This window comes from Streptococcus sp. K0074, assembly GCF_048843365.1.
In the GTDB taxonomy this organism is placed as follows: domain Bacteria; phylum Bacillota; class Bacilli; order Lactobacillales; family Streptococcaceae; genus Streptococcus; species Streptococcus mitis_BM.
The window spans coordinates 1,665,531-1,685,859 of record NZ_CP184836.1; the positions used below are offsets into that span (position 1 = coordinate 1,665,531).

Annotated in this window: 23 protein-coding genes; 1 reads left to right on the plus strand and 22 read right to left on the minus strand. The window is 42.8% G+C overall.

Annotated features, from left to right (window positions below):
- Nucleotides 1-77 precede the first annotated feature (77 nt).
- The 7 genes from ACN076_RS08250 to budA form a co-directional block, all read right to left on the minus strand.
- Nucleotides 78-1,148: an ABC transporter substrate-binding protein gene (locus ACN076_RS08250; protein ID WP_261072133.1), complete on the minus strand. Its 1,071-nt coding sequence runs from the start codon at nt 1,146-1,148 to the stop codon at nt 78-80.
- Complete coding sequence (locus ACN076_RS08255) at nt 1,145-1,918, minus strand: ABC transporter permease (RefSeq protein ID WP_000712742.1); 774 nt, start codon at nt 1,916-1,918, stop codon at nt 1,145-1,147. The genes ACN076_RS08250 and ACN076_RS08255 overlap by 4 nt, the downstream gene beginning before the upstream one ends.
- Nucleotides 1,915-2,721 carry an ABC transporter permease gene (locus ACN076_RS08260; protein WP_000753801.1) on the minus strand — a complete coding sequence of 269 codons (807 nt, stop codon included), beginning with the start codon at nt 2,719-2,721 and terminating at the stop codon, nt 1,915-1,917. Before ACN076_RS08260 ends, ACN076_RS08255 begins: the two co-directional genes overlap by 4 nt.
- Entirely contained in the window at nt 2,702-3,859 is a 1,158-nt protein-coding gene (locus tag ACN076_RS08265) for an ABC transporter ATP-binding protein (protein ID WP_000742913.1), read from the minus strand. Before ACN076_RS08265 ends, ACN076_RS08260 begins: the two co-directional genes overlap by 20 nt.
- Before the next feature lie 159 nt (nt 3,860-4,018).
- Nucleotides 4,019-4,924, minus strand: coding sequence for a UDP-N-acetylmuramate dehydrogenase (murB, locus tag ACN076_RS08270; protein ID WP_261043359.1), 906 nt, complete (start codon nt 4,922-4,924; stop codon nt 4,019-4,021).
- 113 nt (nt 4,925-5,037) lie between these two features.
- Nucleotides 5,038-5,790 (minus strand): YhfC family intramembrane metalloprotease, encoded by a 753-nt coding sequence (locus ACN076_RS08275; protein WP_020900244.1) that lies wholly within the window; start codon nt 5,788-5,790, stop codon nt 5,038-5,040.
- Nucleotides 5,791-5,799: 9 nt separating this feature from the next.
- Nucleotides 5,800-6,531, minus strand: coding sequence for an acetolactate decarboxylase (gene budA / locus ACN076_RS08280; RefSeq protein WP_000360311.1), 732 nt, complete (start codon nt 6,529-6,531; stop codon nt 5,800-5,802).
- Nucleotides 6,532-6,672: 141 nt separating this feature from the next.
- Here budA and ACN076_RS08285 point away from each other — a divergent pair, with 141 nt between their 5' ends.
- Nucleotides 6,673-7,944, plus strand: coding sequence for a PLP-dependent aminotransferase family protein (locus ACN076_RS08285; protein WP_020900243.1), 1,272 nt, complete (start codon nt 6,673-6,675; stop codon nt 7,942-7,944).
- A gap of 20 nt (nt 7,945-7,964) precedes the next feature.
- Here the strand turns inward: ACN076_RS08285 and ACN076_RS08290 are convergent, their stop codons facing one another.
- From ACN076_RS08290 to hemW, 15 genes are all read right to left on the minus strand, one after another.
- Nucleotides 7,965-8,780 (minus strand): ABC transporter substrate-binding protein, encoded by an 816-nt coding sequence (locus ACN076_RS08290; protein ID WP_020900242.1) that lies wholly within the window; start codon nt 8,778-8,780, stop codon nt 7,965-7,967.
- A gap of 158 nt (nt 8,781-8,938) precedes the next feature.
- Nucleotides 8,939-9,592: a phosphate signaling complex protein PhoU gene (gene phoU, locus ACN076_RS08295; RefSeq protein ID WP_000946458.1), complete on the minus strand. Its 654-nt coding sequence runs from the start codon at nt 9,590-9,592 to the stop codon at nt 8,939-8,941.
- A gap of 11 nt (nt 9,593-9,603) precedes the next feature.
- Entirely contained in the window at nt 9,604-10,362 is a 759-nt protein-coding gene (gene pstB / locus ACN076_RS08300) for a phosphate ABC transporter ATP-binding protein PstB (protein ID WP_000133484.1), read from the minus strand.
- Nucleotides 10,363-10,374: 12 nt separating this feature from the next.
- Nucleotides 10,375-11,178, minus strand: a complete 804-nt coding sequence (gene pstB, locus ACN076_RS08305; RefSeq protein ID WP_020900241.1) for a phosphate ABC transporter ATP-binding protein PstB — start codon at nt 11,176-11,178, stop codon at nt 10,375-10,377.
- Between the two features lie 10 nt (nt 11,179-11,188).
- Nucleotides 11,189-12,073, minus strand: coding sequence for a phosphate ABC transporter permease PstA (gene pstA / locus ACN076_RS08310; RefSeq protein ID WP_000543046.1), 885 nt, complete (start codon nt 12,071-12,073; stop codon nt 11,189-11,191).
- The gene (gene pstC, locus ACN076_RS08315) at nt 12,063-12,980 is read right to left on the minus strand and encodes a phosphate ABC transporter permease subunit PstC (protein ID WP_001070903.1); all 918 of its coding nucleotides are present in this window, start codon (nt 12,978-12,980) and stop codon (nt 12,063-12,065) included. Before pstC ends, pstA begins: the two co-directional genes overlap by 11 nt.
- Nucleotides 12,981-13,036: 56 nt before the next feature.
- A complete protein-coding gene (locus ACN076_RS08320) occupies nt 13,037-13,858 on the minus strand; it encodes a phosphate ABC transporter substrate-binding protein PstS (RefSeq protein ID WP_420789823.1) in 822 nt (273 codons plus the stop codon).
- Between the two features lie 220 nt (nt 13,859-14,078).
- Nucleotides 14,079-15,383 (minus strand): RsmF rRNA methyltransferase first C-terminal domain-containing protein, encoded by a 1,305-nt coding sequence (locus tag ACN076_RS08325; protein WP_203175965.1) that lies wholly within the window; start codon nt 15,381-15,383, stop codon nt 14,079-14,081.
- On the minus strand, nt 15,384-16,157 hold the full coding sequence (locus ACN076_RS08330) for an inositol monophosphatase family protein (protein ID WP_420789824.1): 774 nt from the start codon (nt 16,155-16,157) through the stop codon (nt 15,384-15,386).
- Nucleotides 16,147-16,425, minus strand: a complete 279-nt coding sequence (locus tag ACN076_RS08335) for a UPF0223 family protein (RefSeq protein ID WP_120718646.1) — start codon at nt 16,423-16,425, stop codon at nt 16,147-16,149. The genes ACN076_RS08330 and ACN076_RS08335 overlap by 11 nt, the downstream gene beginning before the upstream one ends.
- Nucleotides 16,425-16,826, minus strand: a complete 402-nt coding sequence (locus ACN076_RS08340) for a Spx/MgsR family RNA polymerase-binding regulatory protein (RefSeq protein ID WP_000631254.1) — start codon at nt 16,824-16,826, stop codon at nt 16,425-16,427. Before ACN076_RS08340 ends, ACN076_RS08335 begins: the two co-directional genes overlap by 1 nt.
- A gap of 211 nt (nt 16,827-17,037) precedes the next feature.
- Nucleotides 17,038-17,655 (minus strand): TIGR01906 family membrane protein, encoded by a 618-nt coding sequence (locus ACN076_RS08345; protein WP_261029456.1) that lies wholly within the window; start codon nt 17,653-17,655, stop codon nt 17,038-17,040.
- Complete coding sequence (locus ACN076_RS08350; protein ID WP_261029458.1) at nt 17,645-18,418, minus strand: TIGR01457 family HAD-type hydrolase; 774 nt, start codon at nt 18,416-18,418, stop codon at nt 17,645-17,647. The genes ACN076_RS08345 and ACN076_RS08350 overlap by 11 nt, the downstream gene beginning before the upstream one ends.
- Before the next feature lie 8 nt (nt 18,419-18,426).
- Nucleotides 18,427-19,164 (minus strand): acyl-[acyl-carrier-protein] thioesterase, encoded by a 738-nt coding sequence (locus ACN076_RS08355; RefSeq protein ID WP_265528477.1) that lies wholly within the window; start codon nt 19,162-19,164, stop codon nt 18,427-18,429.
- 4 nt (nt 19,165-19,168) lie between these two features.
- Entirely contained in the window at nt 19,169-20,299 is a 1,131-nt protein-coding gene (gene hemW / locus ACN076_RS08360; RefSeq protein ID WP_261050411.1) for a radical SAM family heme chaperone HemW, read from the minus strand.
- Nucleotides 20,300-20,329: the final 30 nt, after the last annotated feature.

A 20,329-nucleotide genomic window follows, 5' to 3' on the forward strand; every position in this document is an offset into this window, starting at 1 on the left:
AAACTATTATACCATGATTTCTCTTTTTTCAAAAAAACGAACCAGCTCTAACTGATTCGTTTCGTGACTGCTAACTGCTACTTCCGATACATTTTAAACTGTAGGAAGAGGTCGCTATATTTTCCTGTCCATTTATGGTCAAATTTCTCATAAACTTCTAGGTGTTTCATGGTTTCAGCATCAGGATAGAAGGCCTTGTCTTCTTTCTTCTCCTCTGGGAGCAATTCCTTAGCTGGTAGGTTCGGCGTTGAATAGCCGACATACTCTGCGTTTTTGAGAGCATTTTCAGGTTTCAACATAAAGTTGATAAAGGCATAGGCTGCATCTTGGTTTTTGACTGTTTTGGGAATGACCATATTGTCAAACCAAAGGTTGCTGGCTTCTGTCGGTACCACATAGCGTAGATTTTCGTTTTTTTCTAGCATTTGGCTAGCTTCCCCAGAGAAGGTCACACCGATAGCAGCGTTGTTCTGAATCATGTAGCCCTTCATCTCATCGGCAACGATGGCCTTGATATTTGGAGTCAACTTGTAGAGCTTATCCACTGTCTCTTCCAACTGCTGGCTATCCTTGGAGTTGAGGCTGTAGCCGAGGGAATTGAGTCCTAGTCCCAGCACCTCACGCGCCCCATCAAAGAGCATGATAGAGTTCTTATACTCTGGTTTCCAGAGGTCATCCCAATGCTCAGGCGCTTCATCGACCATGGTTTCATTATAGACAATTCCTAAGGTTCCCCAGAAATAAGGAATGGAGAATTTATTGCCTGGGTCAAAGGACTGGTTGAGGAATTCTGGTCCGATATTTTCAAGACCTTCAAGTTTTGAATAATCAAGCGGTACTAAGAGGTCTTCGTCCTTCATCTTGTTAATCATGTATTCACTTGGGATAGCAATATCGTAGGTTGTTCCACCCTGCTTGATCTTGGTATACATGGCTTCATTGGAGTCAAAAGTCTCGTACTGGACTTGGATTCCTGTTTCTTCTGTGAATTGCTCCAAGAGTTCTGGATCGATATAGTCCCCCCAGTTGTAGATAACCAGTTTTTGACTATCTCGGCTATTAATTTTACTATCTAGATGCGTCGCAATTCCCCACAAGATCAGGATAATGGCTACAATTCCTGCTAAAAATGAATAGAGTTTTTTCATGCTTGCTCCTCCTTCTCACGTGAGATAAAGTAATATCCAACAACCAGGATAATACTAAAGAGAAAGACAAGGGCAGACAGGGCATTGATTTCTAAGGAAATCCCTTTGCGAGCACGAGAGTAAATCTCAACTGATAGAGTTGAAAAGCCATTTCCCGTTACGAAGAAGGTCACAGCAAAGTCATCTAGCGAATAGGTGAAGGCCATGAAATAACCTGCAATGATAGACGGTGTCAGGTAAGGAAGCATGATTTCCTTGAACATCTGAAATTGACTGGCTCCCAAGTCATAGGCCGCATGAATCATGTCACCGTTCATTTCCTTGAGACGAGGTAAGACCATCAAGACCACGATAGGAATGGAGAAGGCCACGTGACTAGATAGAACGGTCAAAAAGCCAAGTGAAAACTTGAGTTGGGTAAAGAGAATCAAGAAGCTAGCACCAATCATAACATCAGGCGCAACCATAAGGATATTATTGAGTGAAAGAAAGGCTTCTTGGTATTTCTTACGAGACTGGTAGATGTAAATAGCTCCAAAAGTCCCGATAATGGTCGCTATCAAGGCTGATAAAAATGCCAAGAAAAAGGTCTGGGTCACAATCAACATAAGACGACCATCACTAAACATAGTTTTAAAATGACTCAAGCTAAAGCCTGTAAAGCTGTTCATGTCGTTGCCTGCATTAAAGGCGTAACCAATCAGGTAAAAAATAGGCAGGTAAAGGACAAGAAAGACCAGTCCCAGATAAAGATTGGCAAATTTTTTCATCGTTCTCTCCTTTCCTTGGTCACCCACATAGTGATGAACATGGTCAAGATGAGAATTACACCGATGGTTGAACCCATACCGTAGTTGTCATTGGTTAGAAAATTCTGCTCAATGGCTGTACCTAGTGTGATAACGCGGTTTCCACCAATCAAACGGGTCAGCATGAAGAGACTCAAGCTTGGAATAAAGACAGATTGAACCCCACTTCGCACGCCGTTCATAGACAGAGGGAAGATGACATGACGGAAAGTCTCCCACTTGGTCGCACCGAGATCATAGCTGGCATTGATGAGATTGTTATCCATATCGTCCAAGACATTGAAAATCGGCAAAATCATAAAGGGAAGCTCGATGTAGCTTGCGACAAAAATAAAGGAGAAATCGGTAAAGAGCAACTGTTGCGAACCAATTCCGATAAATTCCAAAAACTGGTTGATAGAGCCATTTTGACCAAAAATCCCAATAAAGGCATAGGCTTTAAGGAGCAAATTGATCCAGGTAGGCAGGATAATCAGCATGAGCCAGAGTTGACGGTGCTTGAGACGGGTCAAAAAGAGGGCTGTTGGATAGCTGATAAGGAGGGTTACAAAGGTCACAATTCCTGCATAAAGCACAGAGTTAAAGCTCATTTTGAGATAGGTCAAGTTTTGTGACGCAAAGTAAGATTTATAGTTTTCTAAACTGAATTGTCCTTCAATATTGAAAAAGGATTGTCCGAAAATCAGGACCAAGGGTGCGAGCACAAAGAGGGCAATCCAGAGCATGTAGGGCACTACAAAGAGTTTAGAGCTTGTTTTCTTCATCTCTTTCCTCCTCGATTGCATTGATCAGACCTGCTTCTTGCTCTTCAATTTCCACGTATTCTTCGATACGAGCATCGAACTCTTCCTCTGTTTCATTGAGACGCATGATATGGATGTCTTCCGGTTCAAAGTCCAGACCGATTTCCTCACCCACAATGGCCTTACGAGTCGAGTGGATCATCCATTCATTTCCAAGTTCGTCATAGGCGATAATTTCATAGTGAACTCCACGGAAGAGCTGGGTATCGACCTTAACTTGGAGCTTGCCTTCTTCGGGGAGGGTAATCCGCAAGTCCTCTGGACGAATCACGACCTCAACAGGTTCATTTGGCTTCATCCCACCATCGACCGCTTCGAAGCGTTTGCCGTTAAACTCAACCAAGTAGTCCTCAATCATGGTTCCTGGCAAAATATTTGACTCGCCGATAAAGGTGGCAACGAAGTGGTTGATTGGCTCATCATAGATATCTACTGGCGTTCCAGACTGGACGATTTCCCCATCATTCATGACGAAAATCCAGTCACTCATGGCAAGAGCTTCTTCCTGATCGTGAGTAACAAAAACAAAGGTGATTCCCAATCGTTGTTGCAGTTCACGCAGTTCGTACTGCATGTCTGTTCTTAATTTCAAGTCCAACGCTGACAAGGGCTCATCCAACAAAACCACACGGGGTTGGTTGATGATGGCACGGGCGATAGCAACACGCTGACGTTGTCCTCCAGAAAGTTTGCGGATGGAACGTTTTTCATACCCTTCCAACTGAACCATCTTGAGAACTTCCGCTACACGCTGCTCGATTTCTTTCTTGTCGATCTTACGCAAGCGAAGTGGAAAGGCAACATTTTCAAACACATTCATATGTGGAAACAAGGCATAGGATTGGAAGACCGTATGCACATCTCGCTTGTTGGTTGGGATATCATTGATGCGGACACCGTCTAGCATGATATCTCCTGTCGTCGCATCCAGTAAACCTGCAATGATGTTTAGGATGGTTGATTTCCCTGAACCAGATGCGCCTAAAAGGGTATAAAATTTCCCTTCTTCCAACTCAAAGTTGATATCTTTGAGAACCTTGGTGTTGCTGTCTTCAAAAACTTTTGAGACGTTTTTGAATTCAATAATTGGTTTTTTCAATTGTCATTTATTCCTTCTTTTTCATAGATTAACAGATCAGGGCTCTGTCAGGCCGCCACTACCTCGTGTAGGAGATTGAACTGCCTACATTCTTCTGCACTAACGATAGGCTTTCACCCCCTTTCCATGACATAGCAGCAGCTTTTTAGCTAAAGCTTCCTACTTGCTTTCACCTAAAATACGGACTTCTCTCTCAAGCGTGATACCTGAGTGTTCCTTGACTTTTTCGATAACAGACTCAATCAAGTCTTCGTAGTCTTTAGCCGTTCCATCTGCAACATTGATCATAAATCCTGCGTGCTTTTCTGACACTTCTACGCCACCGATACGATAGCCTTTCAAGCCAGCTTCTGAAATTAATTGACCTGCAAAATGCCCTACTGGACGCTTAAAGACCGAACCACAAGATGGATATTCCAAAGGTTGCTTGAGTTCACGTAGGTGCGTCAAGCGGTCCATTTCCTGCTTGATAACCTGATGGGTTCCTGGGGCTAGGGCAAATTTAGCTGACAAGACAACTGCACCAGACTCCTGAATGGCTGAATGGCGGTAACCAAAAGCCAAATCTTTGGCAGACAGGGTCTCGATTTCTCCATCCTTGGTCAAGACCTTACAAGACTGCAAGATGTGGGCAATCTCGCCACCATAGGCTCCTGCATTCATAAAGACAGCGCCACCAACGCTCCCTGGAATGCCACAAGCAAATTCAAAACCAGTCAAACTATGACGAAGGGCAATGCGAGTTGTCTCAATCAAATTAGCCCCAGCTTCTGCTTCAATAGTATAGCCATCAACAGAAACATTATTGAGCTTGTCACACAAGATGACAAATCCACGAATCCCACCGTCACGAACAATGATGTTACTAGCATTTCCAAGAACCATCCAAGGTATATTTTCTTGGTTGGCAAATTTAACAACGCGCTCCAACTCAAAACGATTTCGTGGAAAGACCAAATAATCGGCCTCTCCACCTACTTTTGTGTAACTATAGCTATGCAAGGGTTCTTTAAAACGGATATCAATTCCTTCTAAGATTTCAAGCATTTTTTCTCTTACAGACATGTCACTCTTCCTTTTACAAAATTCATTCCATTATACCATTTTTAGAGACATTTGACGACCCTAAAAAGACCTTGTTTGGATTTTGCATAAGAAAAAGAGGTTTCCCCCTTTTATTATGATTTTTTACAAAAGATAGCCTTTGTTCCATAGGCAACCAGAACAAGTTCAAGTGCTAGGACAACTTCAACCAAGACTGGATTGGTCAACCAGCCAACTTGGACAAGAGATGGTGCCAGGTCAAAGAAGGCATGTAGTCCATAGGCCGCTAAGAGATAAATCCATTTCTTCTGGCGAACAGCTTGGTAAACCCAAACAGTCAAGAGTAATTGGAAACCTAGCGCCAAGATTCTCTCAAAACCAAGCAAATAAATCTGCCAGACTGATAGCGACTGGATAGTTTTCAACATATTTTCAGACAGTAATTGCATGACCTGTGGATCCTGCGTTTGAACTGCTGAGAGAACGAAGTAGAGATTAAGCAAACTAGTAAGACCTAGGAAAATCAACTCCAAGCCACCATGACCTAACCCATAAGCCAAGGCATCTGCCTTTTCCAAACTTCTCTTTTTCTCCAACCATTTGAAGAAAACAAGACGAGCTGTTTCCTCAAAAAATGCTGCCATGGCTAGGCCATAGATGATATAGACAAGCGGATGATCTTGCAAGAGGGCAATACTACCGTCTTTTTGAGGATGCAAAACCAAGATATGCACCAGTTTTTCCAAAATCTGTGAAGAGACAAAGAAGGCAACAGCCCCCAAGCCCAAAACAGCTAGATTAATCTGGTATTTCTTTTTGGTATACCAAACGCTCCCTATCAAGAATGCCAGCAACAACACCATGGTAATGATAATATGAATGGTCATTTTCTTCTCCTATTCCGCCTTTTCAATATCTTTTTTCATCTCGTCAACATTGAACTTAGCAAACAAGTATTGACGGTCTTGTACTGGGAAACGTTGGTCCAACTGGTCAACCGCTCCCACCTCAATAATCCCTTCCTTGATGACAAAGTCCATGACATGACCACCGAAGGTCAAGTCATCTGAAATGAAGTGCAGATGATAGCCTGCCACACTGACACCATGAAAAATCTCTGGCGTCCAGAAACCAACGATGGTTCCTGCTACATTGTCACGACTATATTCAGGTTGATGGGTTGCGACATCAGCAAACTTGGTATCTGGTGTCGACTTAGGAATCATGCGCACATGCATATGCGAAAATTCCCCCCGAATCTTGATAGAGCGGAAAAGATTTTCCCCGTCATAATAAGACTCGATTCGCTCTTCCAATTCCTTGTCTGTCATCTCAAACCGCTGGCGGAAAATGACCTCTGCCTGATGCGGTACCACTGCAGCGTAAGGAATAAGGGCATCTGGTGACACTTCTACAATTTCCGGTTGCTCTCCTGAGCCTTTGGCTTGATAAGCCTTGCCATCCAAGACAATCAATTCTCCATCAATGGAATCCAAAGTTCCCAAACCAAGGTCACCATGCTCTAGCAATTCTCCTACTGTCATGGTACCACCATAAAGGCCAGCCATCAAGGCTCCAAGGGTATTGTATTGAAATAATTTCACTGGTTCCTGCACGTTCTTATCCATTCACTTTCTTGTCTGTTATTCTGTAAATCTTACTCCTTAGTATACCACATTTGCCCCTATATGTGAACGAGAGAAACACCCTAGACATTGCCAAGAAATAAAAAAAAGGGTACAATGTAACAAAATCAAGGGAGGTCTGGAATGAAGAAACAAAGCAAGTACCAAGAGGTCGTAGCTTATCTGAAAAATAGTATCGAGTCTGGCCGCTTTCCAACGGGTAGCCGCCTGCCTTCTATTCGTCAACTGAGCCTTGACTTTCACTGTAGCAAGGATACTATCCAACGAGCCCTTCTGGAATTACGGCACGAACAATACCTCTATGCCAAGCCCCAGAGTGGTTACTATGTCCTAGAACAAGGGCAACACCAGGATCTAGAAATCGAAGTCACTGACGAACATGCCAGTGCCTATGACGATTTCCGACTCTGTATCAATGAAACCTTGATTGGCCGAGAAAACTACCTGTTCAACTACTATGACAACCAAGAAGGATTAGAAGACTTAAGACAATCCATTCATAAACTCCTCTTTGACCAAGCTCTCTACTGCAAGGCAGACCAACTGGTACTGACTTCTGGAACCCAACAAGCCCTTTTTATTCTCTCGCAAATTTCCTTCCCTAGCCAAGCCAAGGAAATCTTGGTAGAACAGCCGACCTACCATCGGATGAATCGCCTCTTGATTGCTCAAGGATTAGACTATCAAACCATTGAACGAGGCATTGATGGGATTGACTTGGAGGAACTGGAAAGCCATTTCAAGACAGGAAAGATTAAGTTTTTCTATACCATTCCTCGATTTCACTATCCTCTGGGGCATTCCTATTCTGAGCAGGACAAACGAGCTATTCTTGACTTAGCTGCCAAGTATGGTGTCTATATCGTAGAGGACGACTATTTGGGGGATTTGGACTCTAAAAAGGGCCAGACCTTCCACTATCTGGATACAGAAGAGCGCGTCATTTATATCAAGTCCTTCTCAACCAGTCTCTTTCCAGCCCTGCGGATAACAGCACTCATCCTGCCAAATGCTATCAAAGAAGCCTTTGTGGTCTACAAAAATATCCTAGACTACGACAGCAACCTCATCATGCAAAAGGCCCTGTCACTCTATATTGACAGTCAATTATTTGAGAAAAACCGTCTAGCTCGCTTGTCCAATCAAGAAGACTACCAAAAACAACTCGAGAAAAGTTTAACCAAAACACCTTGTCCCCTTCCTCATTATCCCCTACACGATGGTTTATTACTTGATCTCAGACAGTACCCTAAAATCGCCAGTCTCAAGCACAGTCAACTGGGCTTAGACTTCTTTGAAGAGGCATACTTGGATGCCTGCCCTTATCAATTTGCCAAGGTGTCCCTAGACAATCTGGAAAAGGTTTTAAACTATTTAAAAGCAGAATTGGACTGACTTCCAACTCTGCTTTTTTCTTATTGTTCAACTTCTGTTAGACTTGCTGCCTTTTCAAGATATTTTTGGTAGGTACCGTCATCCTTGAGTTTTTGAATAACCTTGTCCACCACTTCTTTCAAATCAGCACTATTTTTTCTAAGGGCAACGGCATTTGCTTCGCCGTCCTTCATCTTCAAGCTGACAGTTGCGACAGCTAGGTCCGCATTTTTAGCAGCGTAGCTAAGAGCAACAGGCTCATCCATGTGAACAGCATCTACTTTTCCAGCCTGCAATTCATTAACTGCTTCACCCATATTGGTTAGAGAAGTCAATTGAGCTTTTGGTAATTGTTCCTTGACCATAGCTTCTGGAACAGTCCCTTTTTGGGCTGCAATATTAGCACTTTCAAGGCTAGTTAAATCCTTGTATTTTTCTACATCAGACTTACGAACCAAGAAACTAATCTTGTTTTCATAGTAAGGAATTGAAAAATCAAAGACTTCTTTTCTCTCGTCAGTAGCGCTAATTCCCGCAACAGCTAGATCAGCCTTACCAGTTTGAAGACTAGTCAAGACATTGTCAAAACTCATGCTTGAAATTTCCAACTTAACCCCAAGTTCATCAGCGATAGCCTGAGCCATGTCAATATCCGCACCGACAACCTGATTTTTTCCGTCAACCAATGATTGGAACTCAAAGGGTGCATAGTCAGGACTGGTCGCCACAACTAATTTCCCCTTTTGCTTAATGGCTTCAACAGCTGACTGAGAACCATTAGAACCCGACTGGCAAGCTACTAAGAAGAAACTTGCAAGAAAACTACATAAAACAAATATCCATTTTTTTGATTTCATAAATAAACAACCTCTCTGTTGATTTTGTATAATTATAACGCTATCCAAGTTACTTGTCAAGTGTTTTTTTGAATTTTTATCTTAAAAATATTTTTTTCATTCAATAAAAGGAGCTATCAGTTGATTTCAAGCTCCTTTTTATACAGATTGAACCTATTTTATAGTTCGACAATCTTACCTGTTTCAAAGTAAACAACCCATTCACAGATATTCTTGGCATAGTCTCCAATGCGTTCCAAGAAGGCAATCACTTGGAAATAATCACGACCTGTAACAATGGCATCAGGATTTTTCTTGATTTCTTCTGTAGCCAAGTCACGAATGCTATCAAAGTAATGGTTGATTTTTTCGTCCATGGCTGCTACTTCATAGGCCTGATCAACTGAACCATTCAGATAAAGTTCAAGAGCTGCTTCGACGAAGTTCTTGACATCGCGACCCATTCTCTTGATTTCTTCTTCAACAGCTGGGATGCGTTGCTCCCCTTTCATACGAATTGCCGCTTTGGCAATAGAAACGGCATGGTCACCCATACGTTCCAAGTCAGATACAGCCTTCAAGACTGTCAAAACAGTACGCAAGTCTTGAGAAACGGGTTGTTGAAGGGCAATCATTTCAAATGATTTTTTCTCCAATTTCACTTCGTATTCGTTTACTTCTGCATCGTCTTCGATGACTTCCTTGGCCAAATCACGGTCATGCGTAACAAAGGCACGCACTGTACGATTGATTTGGGATAGCACTTCTTGTCCCATAGCGTAGAACTGGTTGTGCAATTTCTCTAAATCTTCTTCAAATTGAGAACGTAACATCATTTATCTCCTTATCCAAATTTTCCTGAAATATAATCTTCTGTTTCCTTGTGTTGTGGGTTGAGGAACATCTTCTTGGTATCGTTAAACTCAATCAAATCTCCATCTAGGAAAAATCCTGTCTTGTCAGAGATACGAGAGGCTTGTTGCATGGAACGTGTAACCAAGAGCATGGTGTATTTATCTTTTAGCCCATACAAGGTTTCCTCAATCTTCCCAGCAGAGATAGGGTCCAAGGCTGAAGTCGGTTCATCCAAGAGAATGATTTTAGGACTGGTTGCCAAGACACGGGCAACACAGACACGTTGCTGTTGTCCACCTGAAAGCCCGATAGCTGAATCATGTAGGCGATCCTTGACCTCATCCCAGATGGAAGCACGTTGCAAGGCTTTTTCCACCGCTTCATCTAGAACTTGCTTGTCCTTCACTCCATTGATACGAAGCCCGTAGACAACATTTTCGTAGATGGACATAGGGAAAGGGTTTGGTTGTTGGAAAACCATACCGATTTCCTTACGCAATTCAACTGTATCTGTACGTGGACTGTAGATGTTGTGGCCGTTGTATACTACTGAACCAGTTGTGGTTACCTCTGGATTAAGATCTCCCATGCGGTTGATAGCCTTGAGGAGGGTTGATTTCCCTGATCCAGATGGACCAATCAAGGCTGTAATTTCCTTAGGTTGGAAAGATAGGGAAACACTATTCAAGGCCTTTTTTTGATTGTAGTAAACGGACAGGTCTGACACCTGTAAAATCGCTTCTGTCATACTGTTTCCTTTCTATCCAAAGTGTCCTGTTACGTAGTCATTGGTTGACTGTAGTTTGGCATTTTGGAAAATATTAGAGGTCTTATCATACTCAATCAAGTCACCCAAGTAGAAAAATCCTGTGTAATCACTCGCACGCGCAGCCTGCTGCATACTGTGGGTCACGATGATAATGGTAAAATCCTTCTTCAACTCCAGCATGGTTTCTTCAAGTTGAGCAGTCGCAATCGGATCCAAGGCAGACGCCGGCTCATCCATCAAGAGAATATCTGGTTTAACAGAGATGGCACGAGCGATACAGAGACGTTGCTGCTGACCACCAGATAGGGTCAAGGCCGACTTGTGCAAATCGTCTTTGACCTGGTCCCAAAGGGCAGCTTGACGAAGAGAGGTTTCCACAATTTCATCCAAGACTTGCTTGTCCTTAACCCCTGCACGTTCATGGGCAAAAGTGATATTGCGGTAGATAGACTTGGCAAAGGGATTTGGTCGTTGGAAGACCATTCCGATGTGCTTGCGCATCTCATAGACGTTGATTTCTGGACGGTTGACATCAATCCCTTGGTAGAGGATTTGACCTGTGACCTTAGCAATATCAATGGTATCATTCATACGATTGAGACTGCGGAGGTAGGTTGATTTCCCTGATCCAGATGGGCCAATTAAGGCTGTAATTTTATTCTTTTCAAATTGCATATCGATGCCCTTGATGGATTCTTTTTTACCGTAGTAAACATGTAAATCCTTAGTAGAGAGGGCCACTTTCTCTTCAGGAAAGGTGATGATATGCTTTTCATCCCAATTATATTTTGACATGGCTTCTCCTTTAGGCAGCAGTTAATTTCTTATGTAGGTAGCTTCCGAGTTTACGGGCTCCAAAGTTAAAGATGAGGATAAAGATGAGGAGCACAGCCGCAGAACCTGCTGATACGATGGTTCCATCAGGAATAGTTCCTTCGCTATTGACTTTCCAGATATGGACAGCCAAGGTTTCTGCTTGACGGAAGATAGAGATTGGGCTGGTTACACTGAGAATATTCCAGTTAGACCAGTCAAGAGCTGGAGCAGATTGTCCTGCTGTATAGATCAAAGCAGCCGCCTCACCAAAGATTCGACCAGAGGCCAAGACAACCCCCGTTACAATCCCTGGAAGGGCTTCTGGAATGACCACATGGACTACAGTCTCCCAACGAGAAATCCCAAGAGCTAGGCCAGCTTCACGTTGCGTGTGGTGAACGTGTTTCAAACTGTCTTCAACATTACGAGTCATCTGAGGCAGGTTAAAGACTGTCAAGGCCAAGGCACCTGAAATGATTGAAAATCCATACTCAAACTGAACTACAAAGATCAAGTAACCAAAGAGACCTACAACCACTGATGGTAGAGAAGACAAGATTTCAATACAGGTTCTGACAAAGTTGGTCACAGGACCTTTTTTGGCATATTCAGCTAGGAAAATCCCAGCCCCCATAGACAAGGGTACAGAGATAATCAAGGTGATGACCAAAAGGAAGAAGGAATTATAGAGCTGAATCCCAATCCCTCCGCCTGCTTGGTAAGAAGATGATTTGCCAGTCAAGAAAGACCAAGAGATATGAGGCAAACCACGAACCAAGATATAGAGAATCAAGGATGCCAAGATGGCAACGATAATCCCTGCAATCGAGTAGAGGACAGCTGTTGCAATTTTATCTAATTTCTTAGCGTGCATAGTTTTTCTTTCCTCTTTCTTTCGTAATCAATTTAATCACACTGTTGAAGGCCAAACTCATCAAGAGCAAGACTAAGGCCAGTGACCAGAGAACGTTATTGTCAACGGTTCCCATAACGGTATTTCCGATACCCATGGTCAACACAGAGGTCAAGGTTGCAGCAGGTGTTGTCAATGAAGTTGGGACAACGGCTGAGTTTCCGACCACCATCTGAATGGCCAAGGCCTCACCAAAGGCACGCGCCATCCCAAAGACCACTGCTGTGAAAATCCCTGAACGCGCAGCCTTCAAAGTCACTCGCCAGATGGTTTGCCAACGAGTAGCTCCCATAGCTAAACTAGCTTCGCGGTAGTGACGAGGCACCGCACGCAAACTATCGGTTGTCATAAAGGTTACCGTCGGTAAAATCATGACAAAGAGAACAAAAATCCCTGACAAAATCCCAAAACCAGTTCCACCAAAGACACTGCGGACAAAGGGAACTACGACCTGCAAACCGATAAATCCATACACGACGGAAGGAATTCCGACAAGCAATTCAATAGCTGGTTGCAAGATTCTAGCACCTTTTGGCGAGACTTCAGTCATAAAGACTGCCGCACCAATGGCAAAAGGAGTTGCGATAAGGGCTGACAGGATTGTGACAATAAAGGAACCCAAAATCATTGGAAGGGCACCAAATTGTTTACCTGAAGGATTCCATGTTTGGCCAAATAGGAAATCAAAGATATTGACCCCATTGACAAAGAAGGTCGACAAGCCTTTTTGGGCTACGAAAATCAAAATCATAGCCACAATAATGACAATCAAAGACAGACAGGCAAAGGTCAAGCCTTTTCCTAGTTTCTCTAGACGAGAGTTCTTTGAGGGAGAAAGTAATTTTTTAGCTAATTCTTCTTGATTCATTATTGACTCCCTTCTAGTGCTGTCACTGTTCCTGCAGCATCTTTTTCAACCTTCATTTACTTGACAGAAATATAGCCCATTCCTTTTACGATTCCATTCTGAACTTCATCTGAAAGGACAAAGTTGAGAAATTCTGCCACTAATTCATTTGGTTGACCTAGGGTATACATGTGTTCATAAGACCACAAAGGCCAGTTATTGGTTGTAACATTTTCTGCAATCGGCTCATAGCCATTCAACTTCATACGTTTAACCGAGTCATCCACATAGGCAAAGGCTAGGTAAGAAATGGCTCCTGGTGTCTGGGAAACAATGTTTTTGACCATCCCATTTGAATCCTGTTCTTGACTCTGCACAGCAGATTGACCATCCATGATAACACTATCAAAGGTTGCACGCGAACCAGAGCTTGCCGCGCGGTTGATAATGGAAATAGCTAGGTCTTTCCCACCGACCTCTTTCCAGTTGGTTACTTGACCTGTGAAGATGCTACGGAGTTGTTCAGTTGTCAGATTTTCAACATCAACTTCCTTGTTCACAATAACTGCCAAGCCCGCTACAGCAACCTTATGGTCCACTAGAGCGGATGCGTTGATACCGTCTTTTTCCTCGGCAAATACGTCTGAATTTCCTACATCAACGGCTCCAGACTGAACCTGAGACAGACCAGTACCAGATCCTCCACCTTGGACGTTGACTGTTTTTCCAACGTGCATAGAGCCAAATTCATCTGCTGCTGCTTCGACCAAGGGCTGAAGAGCCGTTGAACCAACAGCTGTCATGGATTCCCCACGATCAATCCAGCTAGCACATCCCGCTAAAGAACCTACTAGCAAAAGAGCCGCAAGGGATAGAGCGAGTTTTTTCCTTTTTTTCACTGTTTTTCTCCTTGAAAATAATGGTGAATGCTGTGAATTTTTTCAACTATTTATTTATGTTTTTCTTTTGAAAATTGGGAGCCAACTGAAGTTGCTAGCTTGGTTTTACTAGAAATTTGCTCAGTTACCTTTTCCACCAATTTTGACTTAAAATGAAAGACAATTTGAAAAAAATCCATACTTCCACTATAACATAGACAAGCTACTTTGACTAGCATTTTCACTTGAATCTGAGACCTTTTGGAAAATAATTTTTCAAAACATTTCCAGTCACCTTAGCAAAACCCAAACCATTTCCTTTAACTAAAACTTGGTACCAACCATTTGGCAGACTTTCTGCCAGCTGAACGGTTTCTCCAGCGGCATACTTTACAAACTCTTCTTGATCAATTTCAACCGACTGCTTGACCTGACTCGGTTTCAAGGCTAGACCAAGAGCAAAACTAGGCTCAAAGCGTTTCTTCTTAAAAGTGCCCAGATGCAGTCCATTGCGAGCAATCTTGAGCTTCCCTAAATCTGGCAAGAGTTCTGGCAAGAGATAGAGTTGATCACCAAAAGTCTGCAAGATTCCCCTTAGATTGATTTTCAAGTGTTTTTGGGCAAATTCCTGCCACAAGGCAACTTGTTCTCGGCTAAGATTACTCTTACTTGCCTTATATTTCGGTGCTGGATTTTCACCCTTAAATTGTAAATGGGCTACAAACTGCCCCTCTCCCATAAAATGATGAGGATACATCCGAGCCGTCTCTGGCAGGTCAATTCCAGCTACCATTCCATTGATATGCTCTACTGGCAACAAATCAAAATCATACTCTTCCAGCAACCACTTGACAATCTCTTCGTTTTCCTCGGGGGCCCAGGTACAGGTTGAATAAACCAAGCGACCACCTTCTGCTAGCATGGTTACTGCATCTTCCAGAATTTCTCTTTGCAAGCTAGAGCATTGACTCGGATAATCTAAGCTCCAATAGTTCATAGCATCTGGTTGCTTACGAAACATTCCTTCACCAGAGCAAGGGGCATCCAAGACAATGAGGTCAAAATAGCCCTTAAAAACCTTGGCCAAGCGGTCAGCAGATTCATTGGTCACTACGACATTTGTCGCTCCAAAGCGCTCCATGTTTTCTACTAAAATCTTAGCCCGTTTGCTTGAAATTTCATTGGAAACCAGAATACCTTCACCTGCTAGATAGGATGCCAGCTGAGTTGATTTACCACCCGGTGCAGCTGCCAAGTCCAAAACCTTCATACCAGGACTGGGCTGGGCTACCTGAGCAACCATTTGGGCAGCAGGTTCTTGCGAATAAACCAAACCAGTAGCATGCTCAGGAGATTTTCCTGAAACCTTTCCATAGTAGCCCCAAGGGGTTTGAGGAATGGGATTAGAAAAGGAAACTGGTGCTTCTTTTAAGGGATTGACCCGAAAGGCCGAAACCGCTTCCTCCTCAAAAGAGGCAAGAAAATCTCTTGCCTCATCTCCTAGTATCTCTTCATATTTTTCAACAAATCCTTCTGGAAATTGCATTTAAGTTCTTTTCCTTTCGTAAATATAGGACTGAATTTCCTCCTGCATCTCAAGTGGTAGCATCATGACCGGCTGTCTGGTTTGAAAATTAGGAGTTTCACCAGAAAGAGTCACAATCCGATAGCCCAGACTTTCCCCTAAAATACTAGCCGCAGCATAATCCCATGGTTGCAGATAGGTGACATAGCTCAACAAACGCCCTGACAAAATCTTGGCAAAACTAATGGCCGCACTCCCATAGACACGAACACCGAGGACCGCTCGACTCAAATCAGCCAAACCCCATTCATTGGTTTCCAGCATACCACTATTCCCTGCAATGAGAAAATTTCTAAGTGGTTTTGCTTGAAAGGGAGCTAGGGGCTTATTATTTCGACAGACTGGAAACTTACCACCACCGTGATAACAATCCCCCTTGACCACATCATAAATCAGACCAAACTGTCCTTGACCATTTTCAAAATAAGCCATCATAACAGCAAAATCTTCCTGCTGGGCTACAAAATTATTGGTCCCATCAATGGGATCAATAACCCAAACCCTGCCCTCTTGAACCGAGGCTCGCAGACAACCTTCTTCAGCACAAATCTTATCCTCAGGATAACGAGACAAAATCTCACCAACCAATAGCTCCTGAACTTCCTTGTCCAGTCTGGTCACCAAATCTGTTGGAGAGGACTTGGTCTCAACACACAAGTCTTCCTGCATGTGGTCAAGGATGTACTGGCCTGCTTTCTTAATTAGCTCTTTGGCAAATTCGAATTTACTTTCCAAGAGAAATCTTTCCTTCCCCTTTTTCCTTAGCCGCCTGAACTGCTCGGTAAAGCGAATAGCCACTCACTGTTTCAAATTCTCGTCCCAAACGTTTCTCTTCGCTCTTACTTGGCACGACCGCCTTGAATCCCTTATAGGATTCCAGTAACTTTTTAGCCTCTACCTTGCCTTCATAGGCAGCTTCAACATCATTAAAAAAAGAAAGCACTGAAGCAAGTTCTTCAGTGCTCCACGACAAATCTAGTGGGTAACTATACTGTTTGTTCATTAACTAATACCAGCTCTCATTCTTGCTTCTTTTAGTTCTTGCTTACGGTAACTACGAGGGAGAAAAGCACGAATCTCATCTTCATTAAAACCGATCTGCATACGTTTGGCATCAATAATAATGGGACGACGCAAAAGACTAGGATACTGCTCAATCAAATGAAGCAATTCTGATACCGAAATACTTTCTACATCAATATCTAATTTTTGAAAAATTTTTGAACGAGTTGAAATGATGTCATCAGTACCATTTTCGGTCAAGGAAAGAATATGTTGCAATTCTTTTCTTGTTAAAGGACTGGTCATAATATTGTGCTCCTCAAAGGGCACCTTATGTTTTTCTAACCAGGCCTTTGCCTTACGACATGAAGTACAGCTCGGTGATAGGAATAGTGTAATCATGCTTTTCTCTTCTTATCTATACTTTGCTACCTCTATTATACAAAAAAATAAAGCGCTTGACTAGATATTTTTAGAAAAAAAGCCTATTTTTTCAAGAAAAATAGACTGTTTGCGAACGATTAATACATTTCTGAATTAGTTAATTCACTCTTAACGATAGTTTCGAATTACACACCTAATTTATACATGTGAAATAAGAACATCTTTCGTTTCACTTCCTACGACTTTTTAGGTAAAGATAGCTAAAGAAGCTTTCATAGAGGGCAAAAAAGAGGAGGAAGGCATGAAGGAAGAAGGTCTCTGGCAAAATCAGAATAACAGGATCCTTGGCTGGGTCAAAAAGCCAGGTATCATCTCCCACAAAGAGAATTTGATGGAAAAGAGTAAAGAATTGGTCAAAACCAATCAAAACTCCCCCAAGACCAATCAGCAAAGGCAAGACTACTAGAGCTAGGAGACTTTTACAAAAGAGAGACAAGAAGCCTTTTTTCACAATCCCTTTGACAAAGAAATAGAAATTTGGCAGCGTCACTAGGGCTACTAGCTGAACCAAATGAAAGAGATTCTTGACCACTGCAAAGTGGTGCAGACCAGCTGCTGACGAACGAAAATCAGGCATCTGCAAGACCTGACTAAAAGGATTGGTCAGGTAATCCATCAAGATATGAAAGTTGTACTGAATGGTTTCTGGCTTTAGATAGACCTGATCCGTTAAACTTAACCACTGAATTTCCAGCGGATAAAAAATCCAAGCCAAATAAATGGTCAGAAGGATAGAAAGAGAGAGGAGAAAGAGCATAGAGCCCCAAAAGGTCAGTTTAGTTTTCATCAAAATTCCACTCCGCAAGGCTAGAAACCACATGAGTCGGTGCGATTGGCAGGTCTGCCACTTCTTCTGCCTTGGTAAAACCTGTCGTCACCAAGAGCGTTGGAATGCCGTTGTCAATCCCAGCCCAGATATCAGTCAAGTAATTGTCCCCAACCATAATCAACTCTTCACGTTCCAAACCTAAGTGCTCAACCGCCTTGTCCATAATGATGGCATTTGGTTTTCCGATATAAACAGGCTTCACTCGTGTTGCTACTTCGAGTAGCGTAATCAGTGAACCAGCACCAGGCAAAAGACCGCGCTCTGTTGGAATGTTAAGGTCAGGATTGGTTCCGATAAAGTGAGCACCCTTCTGGATAGCCAGAGTTGCTGTGGCAAATTTTTCATAGTCAACTTGCCAATCCAGTCCTACTACTACATAGGCTGGATTTTCCTTGTCTTCCACATAACCAGCCGCCTTGATGGCTTCCTTGAGCCCTGCTTCTCCGATGACATAGACCGTCTTTTCCAGTCCCAAGTCATTCATATAGTCGATAGTTGCCAAAGTCGCTGTGTAGACAGTAGACAGAGGCGTATCGATATTAAAATTCTGAGCCAGCATCTCCTGAACACTCTCTGGGGTGCGGGTTGTATTGTTTGTCACAAAGAGATAAGGAATGTCCCGCTTTTGCAATTCATGAACAAAAGCCTCTCCTGCTGGGATTCTGTCTTTCCCCTTATAAATAGTTCCGTCTAAATCAATTAAATAGCCTTTATATTTCATATTTTTCTCTAATCCTTCTTCATTTCTTGCCATGTGATGATAGCCTGTGCATTGGTAACACCGTCGCTTGTAATCTCATGCTTGCTTTCCAGTCCAGACCGTTCAACAGCCGATGTAATCACCCCACCTGGTAGAACTTCCTTGACATATTTGATATTAATTTTCTTGGGAATATACTGGGTCAAAAAGTCCGCTCCCATGACCTCAAAAATCCAGTCCAAGTATTTACTGTTATTGACATGGCCATTCATATCCAAGTCGTAAAAACGGACATGGTAATCTTTGCTGATTGGCTCGTTCAAGGACTCATACTTTGGTCCGCGGATAAGCTTTTTATCAAAATCAGACTGGTAAGGAGCCACAATCTCAGGTTCAACAGCATGGACTTTTCGACTGTCTCGGTCCATAAGAACAAAAGTCGCCATCATGTGAATGAGCTCCTGCCCCGCTTCATCATAAATGGTAAAGCGACGGTAGCAAAAGAGTCGATTGTAGCTCAAAGCTTCCGTTTCGATGGTGATTTCTTCCGCAAAACGAGGCAAACGAGCCACCTCAATATCATAGTCTGTGATGATCCAGACCAGATTATAGTCTTCCAAAATAGCCTTATCACTAACTCCTAACTCAATCGACTGCATCCCTGAAACTTGTAGGGATAGCAATATCACATCTGGAATCTTGATATGACCGTTCATATCAGCCATATCAAAAGGAATTTTCATTTTCATTTGATAAGTTAAGCCCATCATCCTACTCCAAAATAAATCGTTCTGCTACAGTGTCTCCCAAAAAGAGACCTCTTTTTGTCATGCGAACTCGGTCACCCTCTATTTGCATGAGACCTTGTTGAACCAAGTCTCTGACGATTTCCCCATAAAGTCCATCGAAAGACCGTCCAAATTTTTCCTCAAATCGCACCATGGAGACTCCTGATTTCTTGCGGAGTCCCAAGAACATTTCTTCTTCCATTTGCTCTTTTTGACTCAAGTGCTCCTCTGTGATACGAGCATTGCCTTCCTCAACCGCACTGAGATAATGACGAATGGGACCATGGTTTTTATAGCGCACTCCATTAACATAACCAGATGCCCCAGCACCGATGCCATAGTATTCAGCATTGTCCCAGTACATGAGATTGTGGCGACTTTCAAAACCAGGTTTGGAGAAATTAGAAATCTCATAATGTTCAAAACCAGCTCGCTCCAGCGCTGCGATGATGTACTCAAACATCTCAGCTTCCAGTTCTTCCTTAGGCAGAGGTAATTTCCCTCGTCGCATACGATTCATAAAGACCGTATGATTTTCTAAAATCAAGCTATACAAACTCATATGGGGAATATCCAGCCCAATGGCCTTAGCCACATTTTCCTTGACCTGCTCCATTGTCTGACCAGGCAGTGCATAAATCAAATCAATAGAAATATTGTCAAAACCAGCCAGTTTCAGACGGTCGATATTTTCATAAATATCCTTCTCCAAATGACTGCGCCCAATCTTTTTCAGCATCTTGTCATCAAAGGTCTGCACGCCTAGCGAAACACGATTGACAGCCGAGTTCTTCAAAACAGCAATCTTATCCGCGTCCAAGTCGCCTGGATTGGCCTCAATGGTCAACTCCTCTAAGACAGACAAGTCCAAGTTTTTAGTCAAGCCATCCAATAACACCTCCAGTTGCGGAGCTGACAAAGCTGTCGGTGTGCCACCACCGATGTAGAGGGTTGATAACTTTTGAATATCATAAGAACGAAACTCTTCCAGCATATGCTCCAAATAGCTATCTACCGGCTGATTCTTGATGAAGACCTTTGAAAAGTCACAATAATAACAAATTTGAGTACAAAACGGGATGTGTACATAGGCTGACGTTGGTTTTTTCTGCATAGTAATTATTATACCACAAAAGCGAACAAT